The sequence below is a fragment of the [Clostridium] celerecrescens 18A genome (genome assembly GCF_002797975.1).
Classification (GTDB): Bacteria; Bacillota; Clostridia; order Lachnospirales; family Lachnospiraceae; genus Lacrimispora; species Lacrimispora celerecrescens.
Map to the genome: position 1 here is coordinate 3,291,715 of NZ_PGET01000001.1, position 19,621 is coordinate 3,311,335.

The 19,621-nt window shown below is 45.4% G+C and carries 10 protein-coding genes; 1 reads left to right on the plus strand and 9 read right to left on the minus strand.

Annotation, left to right across the window (positions count from 1 at the left end):
- Positions 1-7: 7 nt before the first annotated feature.
- The 7 genes from H171_RS15015 to gpr all read right to left on the minus strand — a co-directional run bounded on the left by H171_RS15015 (position 8) and on the right by gpr (position 15,469).
- Positions 8-6,250 carry an InlB B-repeat-containing protein gene (locus tag H171_RS15015; RefSeq protein ID WP_330404251.1) on the minus strand — a complete coding sequence of 2,081 codons (6,243 nt, stop codon included), beginning with the start codon at positions 6,248-6,250 and terminating at the stop codon, positions 8-10.
- An 18-nt stretch (positions 6,251-6,268) separates the two neighbouring features.
- A complete protein-coding gene (locus H171_RS15020; RefSeq protein ID WP_100305880.1) occupies positions 6,269-7,921 on the minus strand; it encodes a cell surface protein in 1,653 nt (550 codons plus the stop codon).
- Positions 7,922-8,246: 325 nt separating this feature from the next.
- On the minus strand, positions 8,247-9,137 hold the full coding sequence (locus tag H171_RS15030) for a tyrosine-type recombinase/integrase (RefSeq protein WP_100305882.1): 891 nt from the start codon (positions 9,135-9,137) through the stop codon (positions 8,247-8,249).
- 382 nt (positions 9,138-9,519) lie between these two features.
- Complete coding sequence (gene hemW, locus H171_RS15035) at positions 9,520-10,743, minus strand: radical SAM family heme chaperone HemW (protein WP_100305883.1); 1,224 nt, start codon at positions 10,741-10,743, stop codon at positions 9,520-9,522.
- On the minus strand, positions 10,733-12,547 hold the full coding sequence (gene lepA, locus H171_RS15040; protein WP_100307546.1) for a translation elongation factor 4: 1,815 nt from the start codon (positions 12,545-12,547) through the stop codon (positions 10,733-10,735). Before lepA ends, hemW begins: the two co-directional genes overlap by 11 nt.
- Before the next feature lie 475 nt (positions 12,548-13,022).
- Positions 13,023-14,435, minus strand: a complete 1,413-nt coding sequence (locus H171_RS15045; RefSeq protein WP_100305884.1) for a stage II sporulation protein P — start codon at positions 14,433-14,435, stop codon at positions 13,023-13,025.
- A gap of 56 nt (positions 14,436-14,491) precedes the next feature.
- Complete coding sequence (gene gpr, locus H171_RS15050) at positions 14,492-15,469, minus strand: GPR endopeptidase (protein WP_100305885.1); 978 nt, start codon at positions 15,467-15,469, stop codon at positions 14,492-14,494.
- A gap of 328 nt (positions 15,470-15,797) precedes the next feature.
- Here gpr and rpsT point away from each other — a divergent pair, with 328 nt between their 5' ends.
- The gene (gene rpsT / locus H171_RS15055; protein ID WP_038280961.1) at positions 15,798-16,061 is read left to right on the plus strand and encodes a 30S ribosomal protein S20; all 264 of its coding nucleotides are present in this window, start codon (positions 15,798-15,800) and stop codon (positions 16,059-16,061) included.
- Between the two features lie 168 nt (positions 16,062-16,229).
- On the opposite strand, the gene H171_RS15060 is transcribed toward rpsT, so the two are convergent.
- Both H171_RS15060 and H171_RS15065 read right to left on the minus strand, forming a co-directional pair.
- Positions 16,230-17,888 (minus strand): glycoside hydrolase family 13 protein, encoded by a 1,659-nt coding sequence (locus H171_RS15060; protein WP_100305886.1) that lies wholly within the window; start codon positions 17,886-17,888, stop codon positions 16,230-16,232.
- A gap of 13 nt (positions 17,889-17,901) precedes the next feature.
- Entirely contained in the window at positions 17,902-19,620 is a 1,719-nt protein-coding gene (locus tag H171_RS15065) for an amylo-alpha-1,6-glucosidase (RefSeq protein WP_100305887.1), read from the minus strand.
- Position 19,621 lies beyond the last annotated feature (1 nt).

Genomic DNA, 19,621 nt, shown 5'->3' on the forward strand with positions numbered 1-19,621 from the left:
TTCCTCCTTACTGCAGCCAGGCTCCATCTCCCCCAACGGCATATCCATCAGGCGTCATCTCACTGGCATACATGGATCCCAGTGGCCGTTCTTTATTGCTCTTATAGATCCATTTCTCCGTTGCCGCATCATACCGATAGGTTTCCATACTGTTCTGCTCTGTAAAGTAATACCACTTTCCTCCGATATTCCTCCAGCCCTTTGCCATCATTCCTGTCTCAGGGTCTAAATAATACCAGCGGTTGTCTTCCTTATCATGATGCCAGCCCGTCTTCATCTTTCCAAGCCAGCCGTCTGATTCTGTATTGCAGTAATACCAGTCATGCTTCTCATCACGGAACCAGCCGTAATCCATGATCCCGCTGGCATTGAAATGATACCAGCCGTTCTTGTTCACGTCTCCGTTTGCATAATCCAACTTCGCCCACATTCCTGTCAGACGGATTCCTCCGTTTAGCACAAAGGCCCACTGGCTTCCCTTTCCTGAAAGCTCTTCCCAGTTTCCATTGGTTCCCACGATGTAGCTCTTGCTCCTGCTGGGATTGTAAGGGTTGGCTTTGATTCCGCTTCCGGTTCCTCCTCCGCCTTTGCTTCCTCCCTTGCTTCCCGAGCTCTGGATCTTATCATAGTGGTCATAACGCTCATCCAGTACTTCATCTAACGGCTTTGTCACTTCTTTCAGCTTTTCCAGCGCTTCAAGCAGTTCATCAAGGGTCGCCTTCGGAGAAGTACGGTCCAGTATCTCCAGGGCCTCTTCGATTGCTTCCTTAAGCTTCTCTGTCTCCTTTAATGTCAGGAAATAGTCATCGCTCTTATCAATCGCGTTCTTTATGGCATCCTCCAGCTCTTTCCTGGCATCAGTTACTTCCTTCTGATTGTTCTCGTAGTAGGCATAGACATAGGTTTTCCGGCTGATCTCCCGGTCCGGATCGAACTCACTTAAGCGGTCCTCCCGATAACTCCAGCCTACATAGCTGTACTCTACGCCTTCTTCACTGATGAAAATATCTGCCGGTTCTTCCACCTGGCCATACTCATAGGAATAATACCAGTCACTGGGAGCCTCTCCCTTTCTTACCTTGAAGTAATACTGGTACCTCGGAAGGGCTGTCTGGTTTAAGAAGTAGAGCCGGTATGCCCTGGAATACACCATCACATACCTCATTCCTGCCTGGGCCGTAAAGGTAAACAGCCCTCCGGTCTCTTCCGGATCATCTGACATCTCCACAAGCTCCGCCTGGACCGAACCGTCAAACGGGTCCGTAAAAATCCGGTACAGCTGGTAGTCCATCATGTCCACATCATCCTTACCTAACTGGATATAGGTGACGAATTCTGCATCCGATGGCGTGGCCATGGCCGTCTTTCTTCCATTGACATATCGTTCAATGTCTACATTCAGTCCCCAGGCTGCTTTAAACGCCTGGCTGTGGTCGCTGTCATACTCCGGCGAGGCCTTTACTGCATTGGATTCCGTGGCCTTTGCTGCATTCTTCGTATATACCACCTTATAGGTTACATCTGCATGGTTCTGATCCATCAGGATCCGGTCTGCTTCGGTCGTCAGCTCCTCCTCCAGTTCCGGTATCTCTCCCGGATCAAGGGCGATTTCATTCTCACTTCCTCCACGGATCTCATCAACCACCGTTGCATTGCTCGGACTGGCAACCGGACGGGTATAATAAGCCGTAAACACCAGATTGGTATCCGGCATATCAAAGGCAAGCTCTCTCTCATACAGCTTTCCGGTAAGGCCTGGCACTGATCCTATGGTGATCTTCCAGTACAGGAACGTCTCTCCTGCTCCATTGGTCTCTTCTGCTGTAATTACCACACGGTCTCCCTTATGGGCTTCCTCATATCTGGCTGCGTCAATCGCTTCCTGATCAACACTTACCACACGGCCTTCCAGGGTCTCCACGATGTAGTTGGGGATCTCCAATGCTCCCCCTGGGTCCGTAGTGATCACTGATCCGTCCGGCATCCGGCTTTCTGCCGTGATTTCGGTCTCTCCCTTTGGTCTGGCTACCACGATGTACTCCTCGTTGTAATTCAGCCCGGAAAAAGTCACACTTCCCGGATTTCCTGTCACGGCCTGCCAGCCGTCACTTCCGGTCTCCGTGGTAACGATGACCGTTCCCTCCTTACTTAAGACCGCATAATCCGACTTCTTATCGGCAGGCTTGATCACAAGCACTGTTTTTCCTTCGTGGTTCTCATCAAATAAGATCTGGTAGTTGGTCTCCACCACAGGGGTCAGTACCTCCACCGGGTCACTGATGTTCCCTTCAGTATCTCCGATCTGGTTCCCCACGATTGCATGCACATTTCCTGCTGCCTCATACACAAGGTACCTGGCTCCCGGGTAGAGTCCGTCAAAATATACCCGGCCTGCAATGGTTCCCGTCTGCACTCCCACGATGTTTCCTTCCAGGTCGGTTATGATGTACTGGTAGCCTGCCGTGGTGTGGTAAACGGTGATCTTTCCCTTTCCTTCCCCGTTAAGTCCGGTGGAAGCATCGGGAGCTGCCACATCCGTTCCGAATACTGCCGGATCCTGATAGAAACGTATGGTATAGGTATGTCCGTTCTTTAATACATCAGCTGCTTCCACATCCAAGTCCCCGTCATACCAGCCATCCACCAGATAGTTGATCTCCGGCACATAGCCCGGTATCTGGCCTGCGATGTCCCCCCAGGTCCTGTCATACTGGATATGCAGGGAGGTAATGCTTCCGTCTGCCAGAGAACCGTGTTCTCCTGCTGCAAACTGGATGTCGATCCATTTCTCCGGGTCCTCTTCAAACAGGGCCGTAACAGTCGCATCTCCGGTAAAACGGTGATCTTCTGTCAGAAGCTGCTCTCCGCCATTCAATGTCCCGTTTCCATCCTGGTCAATAAACCAACCAGCAAACCGGTAATACTGGTCCGCCTGTGTCATGGGAACCAGGCGTTTTTCCTTTACCGTACTCCAGGTATAACTGTCGGTCTGACCTGCTGCAGAACCATCGTTTTTCAGAATGGACGTCTCATAGACCCCGGTTCCGCTCCCCTGTTCCTGTACATCAGAAGACACTCCGCTTCCATGGGAAATGGCGCCATTGATTCCTGATTTGTAAGTAATCCGGGCCCACTGGGACATGACACGGTCATATCGGTAGCTAACGGTTAAGTCATCACTTGGCATGGTTCCCGTATAATTACGGCTGCCATCAAAGCTTCCGCTGGAAGACGGTACCGCCGCAGCACTTGCATAGCTATAACCGTATAAATCCCTGTACTCCGCGCTGACCGCTGTATCCGCTGTTTTCTGCTGGATCTCTGGGTTTATGATATTTTTTAAACTGCTGTCACTGGTATCATTATCTAAAAAGTTTACGGCAAATGTATACCCTTCCCCTGTTGCCTCATATACATATGTAATTTCTACCGGCTGGTTCGGCATGAAGCCCATAAAACCACCGCTGCTTCCAAAGCTTCCCTGGACTGCACTGACCAGATTCCCATCCGAATCATCCGCAGTATCTCCGGCTGTTATGCTTCCTGATACAAACTGATATCCGTATATATCCAGCGGACTTGTGCTTATGGCATCCTCCGGGTAATACGGCGTTACACCAGGCGCATGGATCACGGTTCCGTTCCCCGTCACATAGCGCACCGTCAGATCCGATCTGGCCGCCGGATTATTCCAGTCTACCTTGTATGCGTATTTCACAGCCGCATCCTGTCCCGGCATCCTTCCGGCAAATTCCCCGGTCGAGCCGTTAAAGGTTCCGATCGGTGCTGCTCCCAGTCCGTCATAGTTATATTCAGCGGGGCTGGTCAGGGAATCCGAAAGACTCCACAAATATCCATGGATGTTCTTTTTCTGGGACTGGATCACCGACTCCACAGAATAGGTATTTGCCGTGGTCGTCGACTGGAACACGATGGAGCCGTTCTGATTGGTGTAATCCACCGTATAATCAAACTTCACATTAGAGTCCGGCTCCCATATGGCATAATAGGTAACTGGATCTTCTGGATATACAGCCGGCAGAGAGGAGATATATTCCGGACTCGTCTGACTATTCACTTTGCTCCAGCCCTTAAACACGTATCCGTACCTGCTTACACTGGGAAGCAGGGCATTTACGCTGTTTCCGGCCGTTCCGGTCAGGGTTTGCGGCTGAGGTGTACCTCCGTTGACTACAAAGGCAATGGAGGCATCGATACGGGTGTATTCATAGGTAACTACCACATCCTGCCCCGGCATAGTCCCGGTTATTTTTCCAAAATCTGTCCCTTCTGTTTCCACCGCAGTTAAGGTACCGCCGGTCCCCTGGTCAATGGAAGTTCCGGTAAACTCATACCCGGAAATAGCCGATGGCGGCGAAATCACCACCCCATCTCCTGATGCGAAGGACAGGCTGGGGGTATCCGGTGCACCGGTCACGGTTCCTCCTGTGGCAGTATCCCGGTACGCAAAGCTTACGATATATCCGTTACGCTTTAAGACCGTATTCCGCGAATTGTTTAAAGCTGAGGAGCCAACTGCGGTATAAATCCCTGTTCCGTTTCCTGTATCCTTATCTGCAAAGAAGTTGTCTGCAAACGGACAAGAGGTAATACTTGCAGAATAATCGGCTGAAGGTACAGCGATGACAATTTCCTGTCCCATCTCTGTTGAATCTCCGACCGAAGCCTCAGGTATCTGCTGTGCAGTCACGCCGATCTGTGAGGCATCCAGATCTCCATTTACAGTAATCTGCTTTCCCTGTGCAAGATAAACATTGTTTTTTTCTCCGGAGGAATTCACATTATCCTCAATCGTCACCAGATTTTTTACAGAAAAGCTACCGTTACTATCAAAGTAAACAGTTCCCTTACCATTGGAAATGTTATTTTTTACTGTTCCATAATTCATTGACAGATTTGCCGTTCCCGTTATCTCTACCGCACTTCCTGATCCGACTGAAGTTCCATTGCAATTTTTCACAACTGCTCCGCTATTGATCTCAACTGTTCCGGAGGCTGCAGATATGACCGGCGAGGAAGTCTCTACGCCATTTCCGTCAAGGATGATATCTGTCAATTTTAATGTCCCGCTTGAAACATTAAAAACGGAGCCTGTATAGGAATCTGCCCGTTTTAAGGTCTTAATATAATCAGAATTTTCATTTGTAGGATTTCCGGAATGATCAAAATCCGTACTTGCTATCGTAATATCCTTTGAAGAAGACCCGGATATTGCTATTGGGGCTGTTATATCCGGATAATCCATCACATAGATGTATCCCTTTTTATTTCCAATCTTATTTAAAGCATATTCAATGGTTTTATATGGACTGGTGTATGTCCCTTCTGCCGAACTGCTGTCACTTCCATATAAATCTGATACATAGTAGGATGTATCTCTGATTGCAAAGGCTACACGCTTATGTACCATCTCATATGGATGCAGCTGAAAATGCCAAGAATAAGCCATTCCTGAATCAATTCCGCTTACCGAATCTCCTCCACCTTCGTTGAATACGTTGCCTCCCCATGAACTATAATGGCCTATCCATCTGGTGGTCGGCGGTGTAACACCGAGATTACTGTCGTTTGTGATACAGTCAAATGTTGTCTTTGTATATTGGTTCACCATATGAAAGCCGCGGTTATTTTTGTATACCGTAGCATAATCGTCTGACGAGCCACCGCTTCCGCCTCCGATCATTACATCAGTACCTGTTCCCAATTTAACAGTCCTGCCATTGATTCCACCCTGTCCGTTTTTGTCATAAATGTAATAGTCTACAAATACATATTTGTCATCCGGACTTGGTGAAACCGCAATTTTAAATTCCACTCCCATACTGGCCAAATCTTCCACAGCACCGTTGGTGCCCCCATTTGCCTTATATGTGGTGCCGCCAGCAACCTGAAGGTAGGTTGCATACCCTTGCCAGCTAAAGGTTGTTTGAATTCCACTTGTGCTATATTCTGTCTGTCCTGCTTGTAAACCGCACAAGTCAAAGCGGTATGAGTTCCCCCCGGATTCGCCCGTTCCGCTTCTCGGCCCTATCCATTTATATGCAGTTGCCTCGCTTGCCCCGTTCCCAAGATCTTCATTTGTTAATTCTGAAGAAGCATACGCGATCACGCTCATTCCAGGCAATAACTGGCCTCCTATGATACAAACCGACAGAACCATCGCAAAAAAGCGTTTCCATAATTGATACCATCTTTTTGATATTCCTGCTTTTTTACTTTTTGTAGTCATATTCAATTTCTCCTCTGATTAGAAATTAAGCCTTTCTTCCGGAGGCAGTTCATCTGTGGAAGGCTCTGTATCATAACCTGCAATCAGACCTCCTTCATATGGATTCTCTTTGTTATCTTTATCATAATGATAGAAACCGATTCCATCAGTTCCAGTTCGCCATCTGGGCTTTTCATCATCTCCCACCCATGCTGCAAATCTGTCGTTTATAATAAGGAGATATCCTCCCTCTTTATCCTTTACTGCCTTTTTATCACCTTTTACAATCTTTCCGTTAATATCTACCACCTGGTAATACGTCTCATCGTTCTTCCGAACCTCTACTACACCATAGCCATATTCTTCATCTGCCTCCAGCCTAATTCCATTGATGTAGTATCTGTTATCATTTTTCTGAAGCTGGTTCCGGTTCCCATAGGCCTTTCCGTTTCCGGAAAATCCAAATGTAAAGACACCATCTTCCAGTTCCACTTTGATCTCCTTTCCCATCTGCATGGAACCGTCATTTAATTCGTCCGGCGCAAACAAATACAGATCGGATTTTTCAATTCCATATAATGAGCCATCTATAAAATCCTCTGAACTCCAGTCGTCCACATCGTACTGGGCTACAAACTCCGATTTTCCATCGAACAATACAAAGCCCGTCTTCATCCTTCCGATTCCGTCAAAGGCATAATTTTTTCCGCTGATGTTACGGATCCTGTTCCGGTAGACTTCCCCTTTTTCATCCGTGTGCCACCAGCTGCATTCCTGATCAGAATAATCCGTTTCATCCAGATTTTCCGACGGGTACATCCAGAACCACATGTTTTTCAGAAGCTTGCCTCCATCATATGCGGAATAGAATCTCGCAGATGTGGAGCTGGTAGGATTGCTTTTATCCGCATTGCTAATGGTTGCTACCTTGCCCCACCATGGGTTCATAATTCCATTTTCATCAAATCCATAAGCATTTCCGCCAATATTCTTCTGCTTTAAATTCTCTCCTTTGCTGTAAACCTTTTTGGAGCTTTCATCAAAATAGATCCACATTTTTTCATAATCCGAATAATAGCGGTCGGTCATGTTGCTAAGCAGTTCAGAACCACCGGTCCCATAGCCGATTTCACCATAATCCAGCCATTTTTCTGTAAACAGAACCCCATCTTCTCCAGAGTAATAAACCCCTTCTACAAACGGATCATCCGAATCATTAATGGAATTTCCATTTTCATCAATCCATCCGGTTAACATAAGTCCATCTTCATTAAAAAGATAGGTATTTCCATTAATCTTCTTTTTGAAACTGTTGCCCTTTCTTTGATACGCCTTGCCATCAGTTCCAAAATAGTACCAGCCTTCTTCAAAATCACCTTCCGGATCTTTGGTTTCATCAATCCAGATCCATGTGTTTTGAACCATCTTTCCATCTTCATCCACGAAATAACTGGTGTTTCCCAGATGGAACATACAATTCTTAAGAATCGTTCCTTCCGATGATAAGTAATACCAACTGTCCTTTGATTTTTTCCAGACATTTGTCACCGGCTGATCATCCGAACCAAGGTATGACCATTCGTCATTCTCGAGCTTCCAGCCTTCGGCAGCATAGACATCTTCATGGAAAGATGACGTTAAAAAGCCCACCGAAAGTGCAAAGATCGTTAGCACACATAATCTCTTTTTCATTCCTCATCACTACCTTCCTTTCTCTTAAGTTACATCTTCATGGAGTTATTTCCGCCATAGGGGAAATTGGCACTCAACATGTATACCTTTTTGCAAAATACAACAGAATTCCTCTTTTGTTGTTTAAAAAAAAGAAAAACCGGGTTTGATATAACGCTCCGGTTTTTCTTATCTAAATATAAACACTTTAAAAGGCCGGTTTTACAAAAATTATGCAAACCAGCTTCTTTGTTGTACCTGAATTTCAAAAAAAGGAGATTTTGAAGAAAAATAGTGGATTTTATTTCCTTTATGTAGTAGAATATTTTAAGATACTAGAATGCTTTTACAACAAAAGAGGAATTCTGTCGTCAATTTCAACCAGCAATTTCAGACTTTCCAGCTGCCTTATATGGTTATAGCCGCTTTCTATCGTGTAAATACGTGTCGTATTAACGCTGCTATGTCCTAATATATCTGCAAGCCTGGACAAATCCTTCTCTGAATCATAGTAAGATCTGGCAAATAAATGTCGTAAATTATGGGGATAAATTTTTTCCTGTGCGACGCCCGCTTCTACGCCCAATGCTTTCATTTCTCTCCAGATATTACTTCTGTCCAATGCAGCTCCATTCCTTGTTATAAAAATCATACCTCCTTCTAAATGTCTTTTTTGTGCATACAATATTAACATCTGAGATAACTGTCTTGTAAGGAACACAGTTCTCACCTTCCCCTTACAATCCACTTCCGCCCGTCCTCTGACTGCGGCTTCTACCGTAATAAAAGGTAACTCCGATACCCTGATTCCAGTTGAACAGATCGTCTGCAGCAATAAAGCCAATCTTATATTACCTTTTTCAAAAGCAGTTTTTACCAATCTCCTATACTCATCCTTTGACAACTCCTTGTTTTCTGAACAAAAAGTATTGCGGCTGATTTTAAGAAATTTCACTTTACAATCCTCCCAACTGCAATAATTAAAAAAACCATTAAGCGCAGCCAGAGCCCCATTAACTGTCACAGGAGCCATCTTTTCGCGCATAACACCCTTCCACATTATCACAATTTCTTTATTAGCAGATCTTCCATTGAGATAGTGCATGAATAAGCTGAGATTATATCGGTAACTCCGAATTGTTTCTTTGCTTTTTTCACAACCGTGCAACCACGCACAATATTCATCGATCAGCGTATCTGTAACGATTCTCGCTTTACACTTACAGACTTTATCCATATTGTCCTCCTATTATGCAGTACCATATATTCAAATACGAATCGTTCCCAATTCAGGGATAAAATATTCTACATTCAGGGAAAGTTAAAATAAAAAACAGAAATCCTCTTGAGAATAAATAAGAAGATTTCTGTCTGGCATTGAAAAGAAAAACTATCAACTTTCCGTGCTGTCATTTTTTTAACGAAGCTTCTTCGAACTAAATGATTCTATTTATCGTATAATAATGTCGGACATAAAACCCAAAATTTCTCTTCTTATCTTCGACTATTATTCTACTGAAACGTAAAACAAACTAGTTGTATAATGTAATTAATATTAGGTTAATTGTATTAAATAATGTTAAAAATTACCATTTTTCATTATCGCTTACGGATTATGCTCATTTTAAAAACCGGCTCATAACATAATTACTGATGTCGATTCCTCTGGAAGTCAGACGATAACAGCCATCTTTAAACTCCATAAGCCCTTCCTCTTCCATTGCATCTAACACCATACCGTAAACGCTCCGGATGTTGTGGCCAAAGTTGCTGACAAACCCTTGGGCTGAGACACCTTTCATGAGACGCAGCCCCAGAAACATGTATTCTTCCATCTTTTCCTCTATCGTCAGCTGCTCAAACTCCTGCCTCAACACTCTCTGAAATGCTTCTTCCTGATCCAGACTGGCTCTGCAATACTCATCGAGTGCAGGAGTATTATGAAAACGGCATCCATTCAAATAAGAGGCAGCCCCCAGACCTAAGCCCAAATACTCTACTCCAGTCCAATAGCCGATGTTATGCCTGCATTCGTATCCGTTTTTGGAATAATTGGATATTTCATACCTTTCATATCCTTGTTCGTTTAGAAATTCCTGGGTGAGGTAATACATTTCACGCTCTGTATCCTCATCCGGCAAATTCGGCAGGGACATAAGTCTATTACGTTCTTCCAGGGTCAGGGAGTGGTTTTCCATGTTTTCCATGTTTCCTTGCTCCCCATACCGATCAAAATAAGGTGTCCCCTTTTCCACGATCAGGCTATAAGCAGATATATGCTCCGGTTTCAGCATTGTCACCTTTTTTAAGGTATTCTTCCATGATTCCAATGTCTGCCCTGGAATTGCTGAAATCAAATCCACATTTACGTTGTCAAATCCGGCCATACGAACTCTTTGATAGCTTTTCAGGAATTCATCATAGGTATGAATTCTGCCTAAATAGCGCAGCTCTTTGTCATCTGCAGACTGAAGCCCCATACTGATCCGGTTTACCCCTGCTTCTCTGTAACAGGAAAGCGCCTCGGCCGTCACCGTACCAGGATTTACCTCCATCGTGATCTCTGCACCAGGAAGAATCTCAAACGCTTCCCTGAGAGAATGAAGAACTGCAGCCATGTCCCCTATACCCAATATAGAAGGAGTGCCTCCCCCTATGAATACACTGATCACCTGGTATTCTTTGACTTTGGCACTCTGGAATTTGATCTCTTCTATTAACTTTTCTGTATATTCCCGCTGCATCTGCTGGTTACCGGGAAAAGATAGGAAATCACAGTATGCGCATTTACGCACGCAGAACGGGATATGCACATAAATCTCAAGATTCTTTTTATTCATCATCTAATTTCAGTACGCTCATAAATGCCTTTTGCGGTATCTCTACGTTACCAACCTGGCGCATACGTTTTTTACCTTCCTTCTGCTTTTCAAGAAGTTTCTTCTTACGGGAAATATCACCGCCATAACATTTGGCTAAAACGTCCTTTCTCATGGCCTTCACTGTCTCACGGGCAATGATCTTGCCGCCGATAGCAGCCTGGATGGGGATCTCAAAAAGCTGTCTGGGGATCTCATCCTTAAGCTTCTCGCACATTCTCCGTCCCCTGTCATAGGCCGATAACGCATGGACGATAAAGGAAAGGGCATCCACTTCTTCCTTGTTTACCAGAATGTCCAGCTTCACAAGCTCTGACCTCTGGTAGCCCTTTAATTCATAATCAAAAGACGCATAACCCTTGGAACGGGATTTTAAGGCATCAAAGAAATCATAAATGATCTCGTTTAAAGGAAGCTCATATCTTAAGAGTGCCCTGGTGGCTTCCATGTATTCCATGCCCAGATACACGCCCCGTCGTTCCTGGCACAGGGTCATGATGGCGCCTACAAATTCCGTGGTCACCATGATCTCAGCGCTGACAATTGGTTCTTCCATATATTCAATTTCCGTTGGATCAGGCAGGTTGGAAGGGTTTGTCAGCTCCAACTTCTCACCGTTCTTTTTATAAACACGATAAACAACGCCGGGTGCCGTTGTTACCAGATCCAGATTATATTCCCGTTCCAGACGTTCTTGGATTACCTCCAGATGAAGGAGACCTAAAAATCCGCATCGGAAGCCAAAGCCAAGGGCAAGAGAAGTCTCCGGCTCAAAGAACAGGGAAGCATCGTTAAGCTGAAGCTTTTCCAAAGCATCACGCAGATCATTGTAACGAGCTCCATCCGCAGGATACAGGCCGCAGTAAACCATGGAAGTAACTTTCTTATAGCCTGAAAGAGGTTCCTTACAAGGCCGATCCGCATTGGTAATGGTATCACCCACTGCGGTTTCTTTTACATTCTTTATGCTGGCTGACAGATACCCTACCATACCGGCGCTTAGTGACTCGCACGGTAGGAATTGGCCAGCGCCGAAATATCCGACCTCCACCACCTCTTCTATTGCTCCGGTAGCCATCATGCGCACCCTGTCGCCTTTTTTTACAGTTCCCTCCTTAACACGGAAGAAAACGATGACGCCTTTATAGGAATCATAAAGAGAGTCGAAAATCAGGGCCTGGAGGGGAGCTTCAGGGTCACCCTTTGGAGCCGGGATCTTTTCAACAATCGCTTCTAAAACTGCTTCCACATTTAGCCCTGTCTTTGCAGAAATCCTGGGAGCATCATGGGCTTCGATCCCGATAACGTCTTCGATCTCCTCCACCACACGCTCCGGTTCCGCGCTTGGGAGATCGATTTTATTTAATACCGGAAATACGTCAAGATTATGATCCAGAGCCATATAAACATTAGCCAGTGTCTGCGCCTCGATTCCCTGGGAAGCATCCACAACCAGGATGGCTCCGTCACAGGCTGCAAGGCTCCGGGAAACCTCATAGTTAAAGTCCACGTGACCAGGAGTGTCAATCATGTTAAAAATGTATTCTTCGCCATTCTCGGCCTTGTAAACGGTCCGGACTGCCTGGGCCTTAATGGTAATTCCACGCTCCCGTTCCAAATCCATATTATCAAGCACCTGGGATTGCATTTCCCTGCTGGTGAGCAAACCTGTCTTCTCTATGATCCTGTCTGCAAGGGTTGACTTTCCGTGATCAATATGAGCGATAATACAAAAGTTACGTATCTTATTCTGCTGGGCAGCTGCCATAAAGTTAATTCCTCTTTTCTGATGTTTCTGGTGTTTTCCGGCCAGGCCCATCCCTAAGGGCACAATCCGCCAGATTACTATGATATCTTTAAAAATATACCATTAAAATTACCGATTGTCCACTGTGAAAGCGTTGAATTTCCTTGTAATTCCGTTGAAATAGCAAGGATGATTGATTGGTTTGCTGTTATTGGTAAAAATAGCAGTATTATGGTGTTACTAAAATGGTACCACTTTCACTTGCAAATACAGTAACTATGTATATGTATTAGAATAATATTAAAGAAACAACCGCCCTAATATAAGGGGTTGGCCAAATACTTAGAATAGAAACTCCATCCTTTTCACTCGCCAAAGTTTACAAGGGTGGTTTTTCTATGCCCATTTCTGGTTCCATGCAGAGAAAAGCTGCTGAAGCAGGGAATACCTAAGATCTAAGCGGATTCCCTGCTTTATCATTTTAAATATACCATTTTTAATTACCTTGCAACACCATATCCAAAATTTCAGACAGAGGTTCCATGGCATTTAACGCTTCCTGGTATGTATTGGTCTGGGCCCCTACTTCAATCAGGGCCGACCTGGCTCGCAAGTGCTGGTTATACCGTAGTCCTTTTATGTATATTTTCCGCGTCAGATTTGGAAAATAGGCTGCAGCATCAAGCTGCATCTGTAAGCTGAAAGCGAGATTCTGCGTTCGATAAGGATTGGGTAGATACTCAATAGGCCCTTTTGGTGTTTGGCTGACCCCATTAAAAAACATAATGGGAGCAGTGGGTTTCCCGTTGACCTGGTTTACCATATGCAGATTTTCATTTACCCCATCCCGGTGAACATCCAGTATCACCTCGATCGAGGGGTTTTTCTGGAGGATCTCTGTAATGCCATCCAGGGCATACGTATATGCTTTGTTTCTATCCAGCTTCCCGTTTTGCAAATCATAAACCGAGGTATCATGTATCACATGATAACCTTTTTTGGTCAAAAGCTCTGTAAGATAGTTTCCAATTCCCACCACGGTCGCATTGGGATTATTCGGCCCGTGGTCCGAAAATTCCTCCTGGGAATGGGTATGGTAAATGAGGATCTGTGGTTTATCGTTTCCGCCCTCCAGGGTAAAATCTTTTGAAAGGAACTCATCCGCCTTCATTAAATCCCTGCCTGCCGTTGTGGAGGTATGGATACTGTAAAAATGCTGGATGAGGAAGTCATAGTCAGCCAGCTGTTCCCTGCGGTATACGGCCCCTGCTATCGGCCATAAAGTGCTGGACGCACAGGTCATGGCAGGGTCCTTATCCGCAGTCAGCGTATTTCCTTTATCAGCTTTTGCCGCCTGGTCAGCCTCTGCTGTCTGATTTTGTTCCGGTATCTGATTGGCTGCCGTGTCCCCTCCTGCCGGCAGCTGCTCTGCCGGCTGTGCCTTATGGGTTCCGGCATTGATGCTTCCGTCTTCTCCACTTTCTTCTCCACCGTCATATAAAAGGAAACTATGTTCCTCATAAAATCTTCCGCTTTCTAAATATCCTTCATAGGCCGGGTCTGCTTCTCCATGGTTCGTTTCCGTTTTGCCGCTGCCGCCGAACCGGTAAAGCGGTGACTGACTGAAAAGGATATCACAAAGAACGTTTATCATGGATTTTTCATGGGTTCCGGACAGAATGCTGCTCTGATCACTCTCATCCCATGTTGCGGCCGGATACTGGAGCCTCCAGATATAGGAAATCCCAAAGCCGGCCCCTTCTTTCGCCCAATTTTCCACTTTATGCGGATCTGCCTTTTTTCTCACTTCTGAAACTTCTTTAATGCTGAGAAGAACGGCCAGAGCCAGGCTTATGATGATCATCATTTTTTTTATATACCAGTTAATATCCTTGTTTCTTCGCCTCATAACCGCCTTCCTGCATAGATTATTCATAATATCCTATGCGGAATGCCTGCCATTTACTACGAATCTTCCTGTCCCAAAAATGCCAGGTGGATTCCTTCCGAGATGGTAAAGCTAAGTTCCTTTACCGTTTCATCAATATCCGGGGGTGTCACATACATTGGTCCGAATTCCGGTTCCAGCAATTCACGGATAAGATCATACTGCTCATCCGAGTTCAGTTTGCCGATGAAATCTCCCATTCCTTTTGTTTCCATGCTTTTTGAAAGAGCTCCGATCATGGCGGAAACCGTATCATGGACAATGGCTGCCGCCCCTACAACGGTAGGCACTCCGATGGCCATGACCGGTACGCCAAGGCTTTCCAAAGTAAGGCTGTGTCTGTGATTGCCCACTCCAGAACCTGGGTGGATTCCTGTATTCGTAAGCTGAATGGTAGTCCCAAGCCGCTTTACGCTTCTGGCTGCCAGCGCATCAATGGCAATGATGAGATCCGGCTCAGTTTCTTTAATAATTCCTTTTAAAATTTCGGCACTTTCCATTCCTGTCTGAGCCATGACTCCCGGAACGATACCGCTGATAATTGGCATGGTTCTTCCCTTCCAGAAATCATCTCCGTACTGGATTTTCAGATGCCTAGTTACCTGGAGATTTTTTAAAACTCTGGGGCCAAGGGAGTCCGGTGTTACGGATGAATTGCCAAGCCCTACCACCAAAACATGAAAATTCGGTTTCCGGTAATCTTTTCCTGAAAGGAGGCGTTCGATCTGGTTTGCCAGCTCCTCCGATACTTCTCTGTGATAATCTTCGTCTTTCATGGAAAGCTCGTCGGCTTCCAGGGTAATATAGGTCCCAATAGGTTTTCCCATGGCCTTTGAGCCTTTTTCATCAAGGATTTTTACCTCAGTCATTTTTATGTGGCTGTCTGATCGATGCCACTCACGCAGAGACACACCTGATATCTCACCGCCATCACCCGGGAAACTCTCTCTCTCTTCTACTGCAAGGTCTGTACGCACTGTAAATGTGTTTTCCATTTTTTCCACCTTTCCTATTTACTGCCCATGCTTTTTGGGCATAAAGGTATTCCTTAAGGCTTTCCTCTTTATTGCCAATGTTTTTTGACATAAAGGTTTGCCTGTATGGCTTTCCTCTTTATTACTCATGCTTTTTGGGCATAAAGGCATGCCTGTATGGCTTTCCAGCATTTCTTAGGTATTTTCTGCAAAAATACGGGAATTATGTATTGACATCTGCTTCGAAATTCGTTAGAATACAAAGGTATGTTTACATTGAACTGTCCGTGTCCAGGCTTTGATGCAAAACAAAGAATAATCATATATCATATTATTGGAGGTGTACCGATTGGCTAACATTAAATCTGCAAAAAAGAGAATTTTAGTAAACGAAACAAAGGCTGCAAGAAATAAAGCGATCAGATCCAAAGTGAAAACATCTATCAAGAAGGTAGAGGCTGCTATCGTTGCCGGTGACAAGGCTGCTGCACAGGCAATTTTAGTAAACGCTATCTCAGAGATCGATAAGGCTACTACTAAGGGCGTATATCATAAGAATACCGCTTCCAGAAAAGTATCCAGAATCTCAAAAGCTGTAAACACAATGGCTTAATTCATAGAACAGACTTTTATCCCATTCGGAATAACCCACTGAATGGGATTTTTTGTGCAGTTTTAAGGCTTTTGCAAAATAGTCTCATGCAGAACTATTTTGCAAAAGCCTTTTTATTTATAGTCAATGGGATATTCACGATCTGCCCACTCACTTAATGAGGTTAAACTATTGATAAATCACAAACGCTTCATAAGGTTTCAGTTCTCCGCTTATTCTCTCCTTTGTATCATAATTGCTGATCAAAACGTTTCCTGATTCAAATTCCTCTGGTACGCTGTAATTTAATGTCCGTCCGCAGAAGCTGCATACGACCAGTAGCTTCCTGTCTCCCAAGGTCCTCACGTAGGCATAAATATCCGGATCATCGGGAAGCAGCAGCTCGTAACTGCCATAAACGATGATCTCATATTCATGGCGCAGAGCAATCAATTGTTTATAATAATGGAATACAGATGTCTTTCGTTCCACCTGTTCTTTGGCATTGATGCTTTCATAATTGGGATTTACCATGATCCACGGGCTGGCTTCTGAAAATCCGGCATTTACGCTTGTATCCCACTGCATGGGGGTCCTCGCATTGTCCCGGCTCTTATACCTTAAATACTTCATCATTTCCTCTTGGGTGAAAATTCCTTTTTCTGTCAGCTCATAGTAGGCATTTATGCTGTCCAGATCCCGAAAATCCTGGATGGATTCAAAGGGGACATTGGTCATTCCCAGTTCCTCTCCCTGATACACATAAGGAGTTCCCTGCATCATATGGAGGCAGGTGGCAAGCATCTTGGCTGAACGTTCCCGGTATTCCTCACTGTCGCTTCCAAATCGGGAAACAACTCTGGGCTGGTCATGATTATCCCAGAACAGGCTGTTCCATGCAACTCCCTCAAGCCCCTTCTGCCATTTTGTCATGATGGCTTTAAGATCCGGAAGATGCAGCTTCTTATCCGTCCATTTGTTGTCAGTATCCCCATCCACATCCATATGCTCAAACTGGAATACCATGTTAAGTTCACTTCCATCAGAGGATGCGTATCTGGCCGCTTCCTCAAGAGTCACACCGGAGCACTCTCCTACTGTCATGATATCGTAGCCGGATAAAACCTCCCGGTTCATTTCCTTTAAATATTCGTGAACTTTTGGTCCATTAGCGGAAACATTAAAGCTGGCATACCCATTGATCATGGCCGGACCGTTGGGAAGTCCTTCCCGCTTGGAAATCAGGCTGATCACATCCATGCGGAATCCGTCGATGCCCTTATCCAGCCACCATTTCATCATATCGTATACTTCTGTCCGGACTTTCCCGTTATCCCAGTTTAAGTCAGGCTGTTTTTCGGAAAAAAGATGAAGAAAATACTGGTCAGTTTCCTTATCATATTTCCATGCAGGTCCGGAAAAGCAGGATCCCCAGTTATTAGGTTCTTTTCCGTCTTTTCCATCTCTCCATATGTAATAATCCCGGTAAGGATTATTCTTTGATTTTCTGCTTTCTAAAAACCATGAATGCTCATCTGAGGTGTGGTTTACCACAAGGTCCATAACCAGTTTGATTCCCCGTTTATGTAGCTCATCCAAAAGTCTGTCAAAGTCCTCCATGGTTCCAAATTCCTTCATGATGTCACGGTAATTACGGATATCGTAGCCATTGTCATCATTTGGAGAATCGTATACGGGAGACAACCAGACCACATCAATCCCCAGTTCCTTTAAATAGTCCAGCTTGCTTATGATCCCCCCTATATCACCGATCCCATCCCCATTGCTGTCACAGAAGCTTCTGGGGTAGATTTGATATACTACAGATTCTTTCCACCAAATTTTCATAGTCTTCTCCTTTTTAATCCAATACATAATCACGCAGCAAAATAAGAAACACACTGGCAGTCCAGGTAAAACCATGATCCCTCAGGCCCCGCCCGTCCAGTGCACTGTAATTTTCATAAAATCCTTTTTCAGCACAAAGTCTACAGAAACGTTCCGCATAAAAGCGTGCCTCTTTCTGTCTGCCGCACTGTCTTAAAGCATCTACCAGAATCATGGTAGCGGCAGGCCATACCGCTCCCCGCCAGTATCCGTCTTCTTCAAACAGCTTGCTGTCCAAAGGCTCTGATGCAAACCCCCAGGAACCGGCCAGATGGCCTCTCTCTAAAAGCCCTGAAATCAGATTTTCCCGAAGTTTCTCTGGAAGACGTTCCCCAAGAATCAGGGGAAGATATAAAATAAGGGAATCAGAAGTGACCACTTCCATCTCAGGGATCTTCACCGCTTCAAACCGGCCATCTCTCACAAAATAGGCCAGCAGCTTAGTGAACAGATTTTCCCCCTTTTCCTTCCACGCTTCAGCCTCTGACAGCCAACCAAGCTGCCTTGCCGTATGCTCCAGAAACTCCATCTGCAACACAAGCCATGCCGATAAATCCGGCGACTGGACCGGTAAGCCCAGACGGAAAACAGTGGCATTGTCCCAGCCGGAATCATTGCCATGCTGATAGGTTGGGATGCCGTTTTCCTCCACCCTGTAAGTCAGCCACCAATCGGTAAAGGAGGCAGCAGAACGGTACAGCCTCTCCTTTACTTCCCTGCCCGGATCATGGATCTGAAACATTTTCTTTAGAATAAATCCCTGAACCGGAGGCTTTACAAAGGAACGGATGATCGTCCTCGCCTGATATGCATCGGGGTATGCGCCATACTCATCCTGTTGATCCGCCATGGCTAAAAACTGTCCGTATGCCAGCTCCGGACGGGACGAGACCAGGGCAAGGCCGTTAAAAGCATAATCCCAGCTCCATACAAGATTCATCCAATTTTTTGTCATGACCATTACCGGTCTTTTGATATAACCGGAAGGCTGGAGCACGGAATGCCACAAAACATAAGCTGCTTCCCTTCCGGCTTTTTTAAAAGCAGGATCTTTCCCCTTTAAATCTTTCATGATCCCTTTCTCAAACTCCAGATATTCCTCTTTTACCGCCTGACGGCACAAGGCATAGCTCCCGTACTCTTTTTTCTGGGGGCTTAAACCGGTAAGGGTGATCACAGCCAACAGCTCTCCCTTCTCCGGGCTTAGAAGAAGCTCCGTCCTGCTGCTTCCAAAGCCATTGTCCGGATATGCCGATTGATCCTTTGCCTTTCCTTTTCGCAGGGTCACATGGAGGGCCATATCATCTCCCGCTATTTCAAAGCTTCCATCCATGTGTCCCATCACTCTGTCATAGGTACCCGCTTTTGTCTTTGTGATAAGAACAGGGCTGTTTGATTTCAGGAGAAACCCTTCCTCATCCCCAAAGCATATGGAGTATTCTCCTGTTTCAGAAGTCACATTCAGTTCCCAGGGCGACATGGAAACTGAAATCGTCACTTCCGGTTTCCCATCATCCTTTACCGGTATGATGGGATAAGTCTCCTGTTGGGAAAACGCACCGTAGAGTACCCGTACCGCAATGTGGCCGTCAAATTCCTTCGCTCCATCCTGAGGATAGGAAAATGCCAAATAAGAGCCGTATCGGCTAAAAGGCACGGAATGGATATCCAGTAGCCTCCTGTGCTCCTCCATC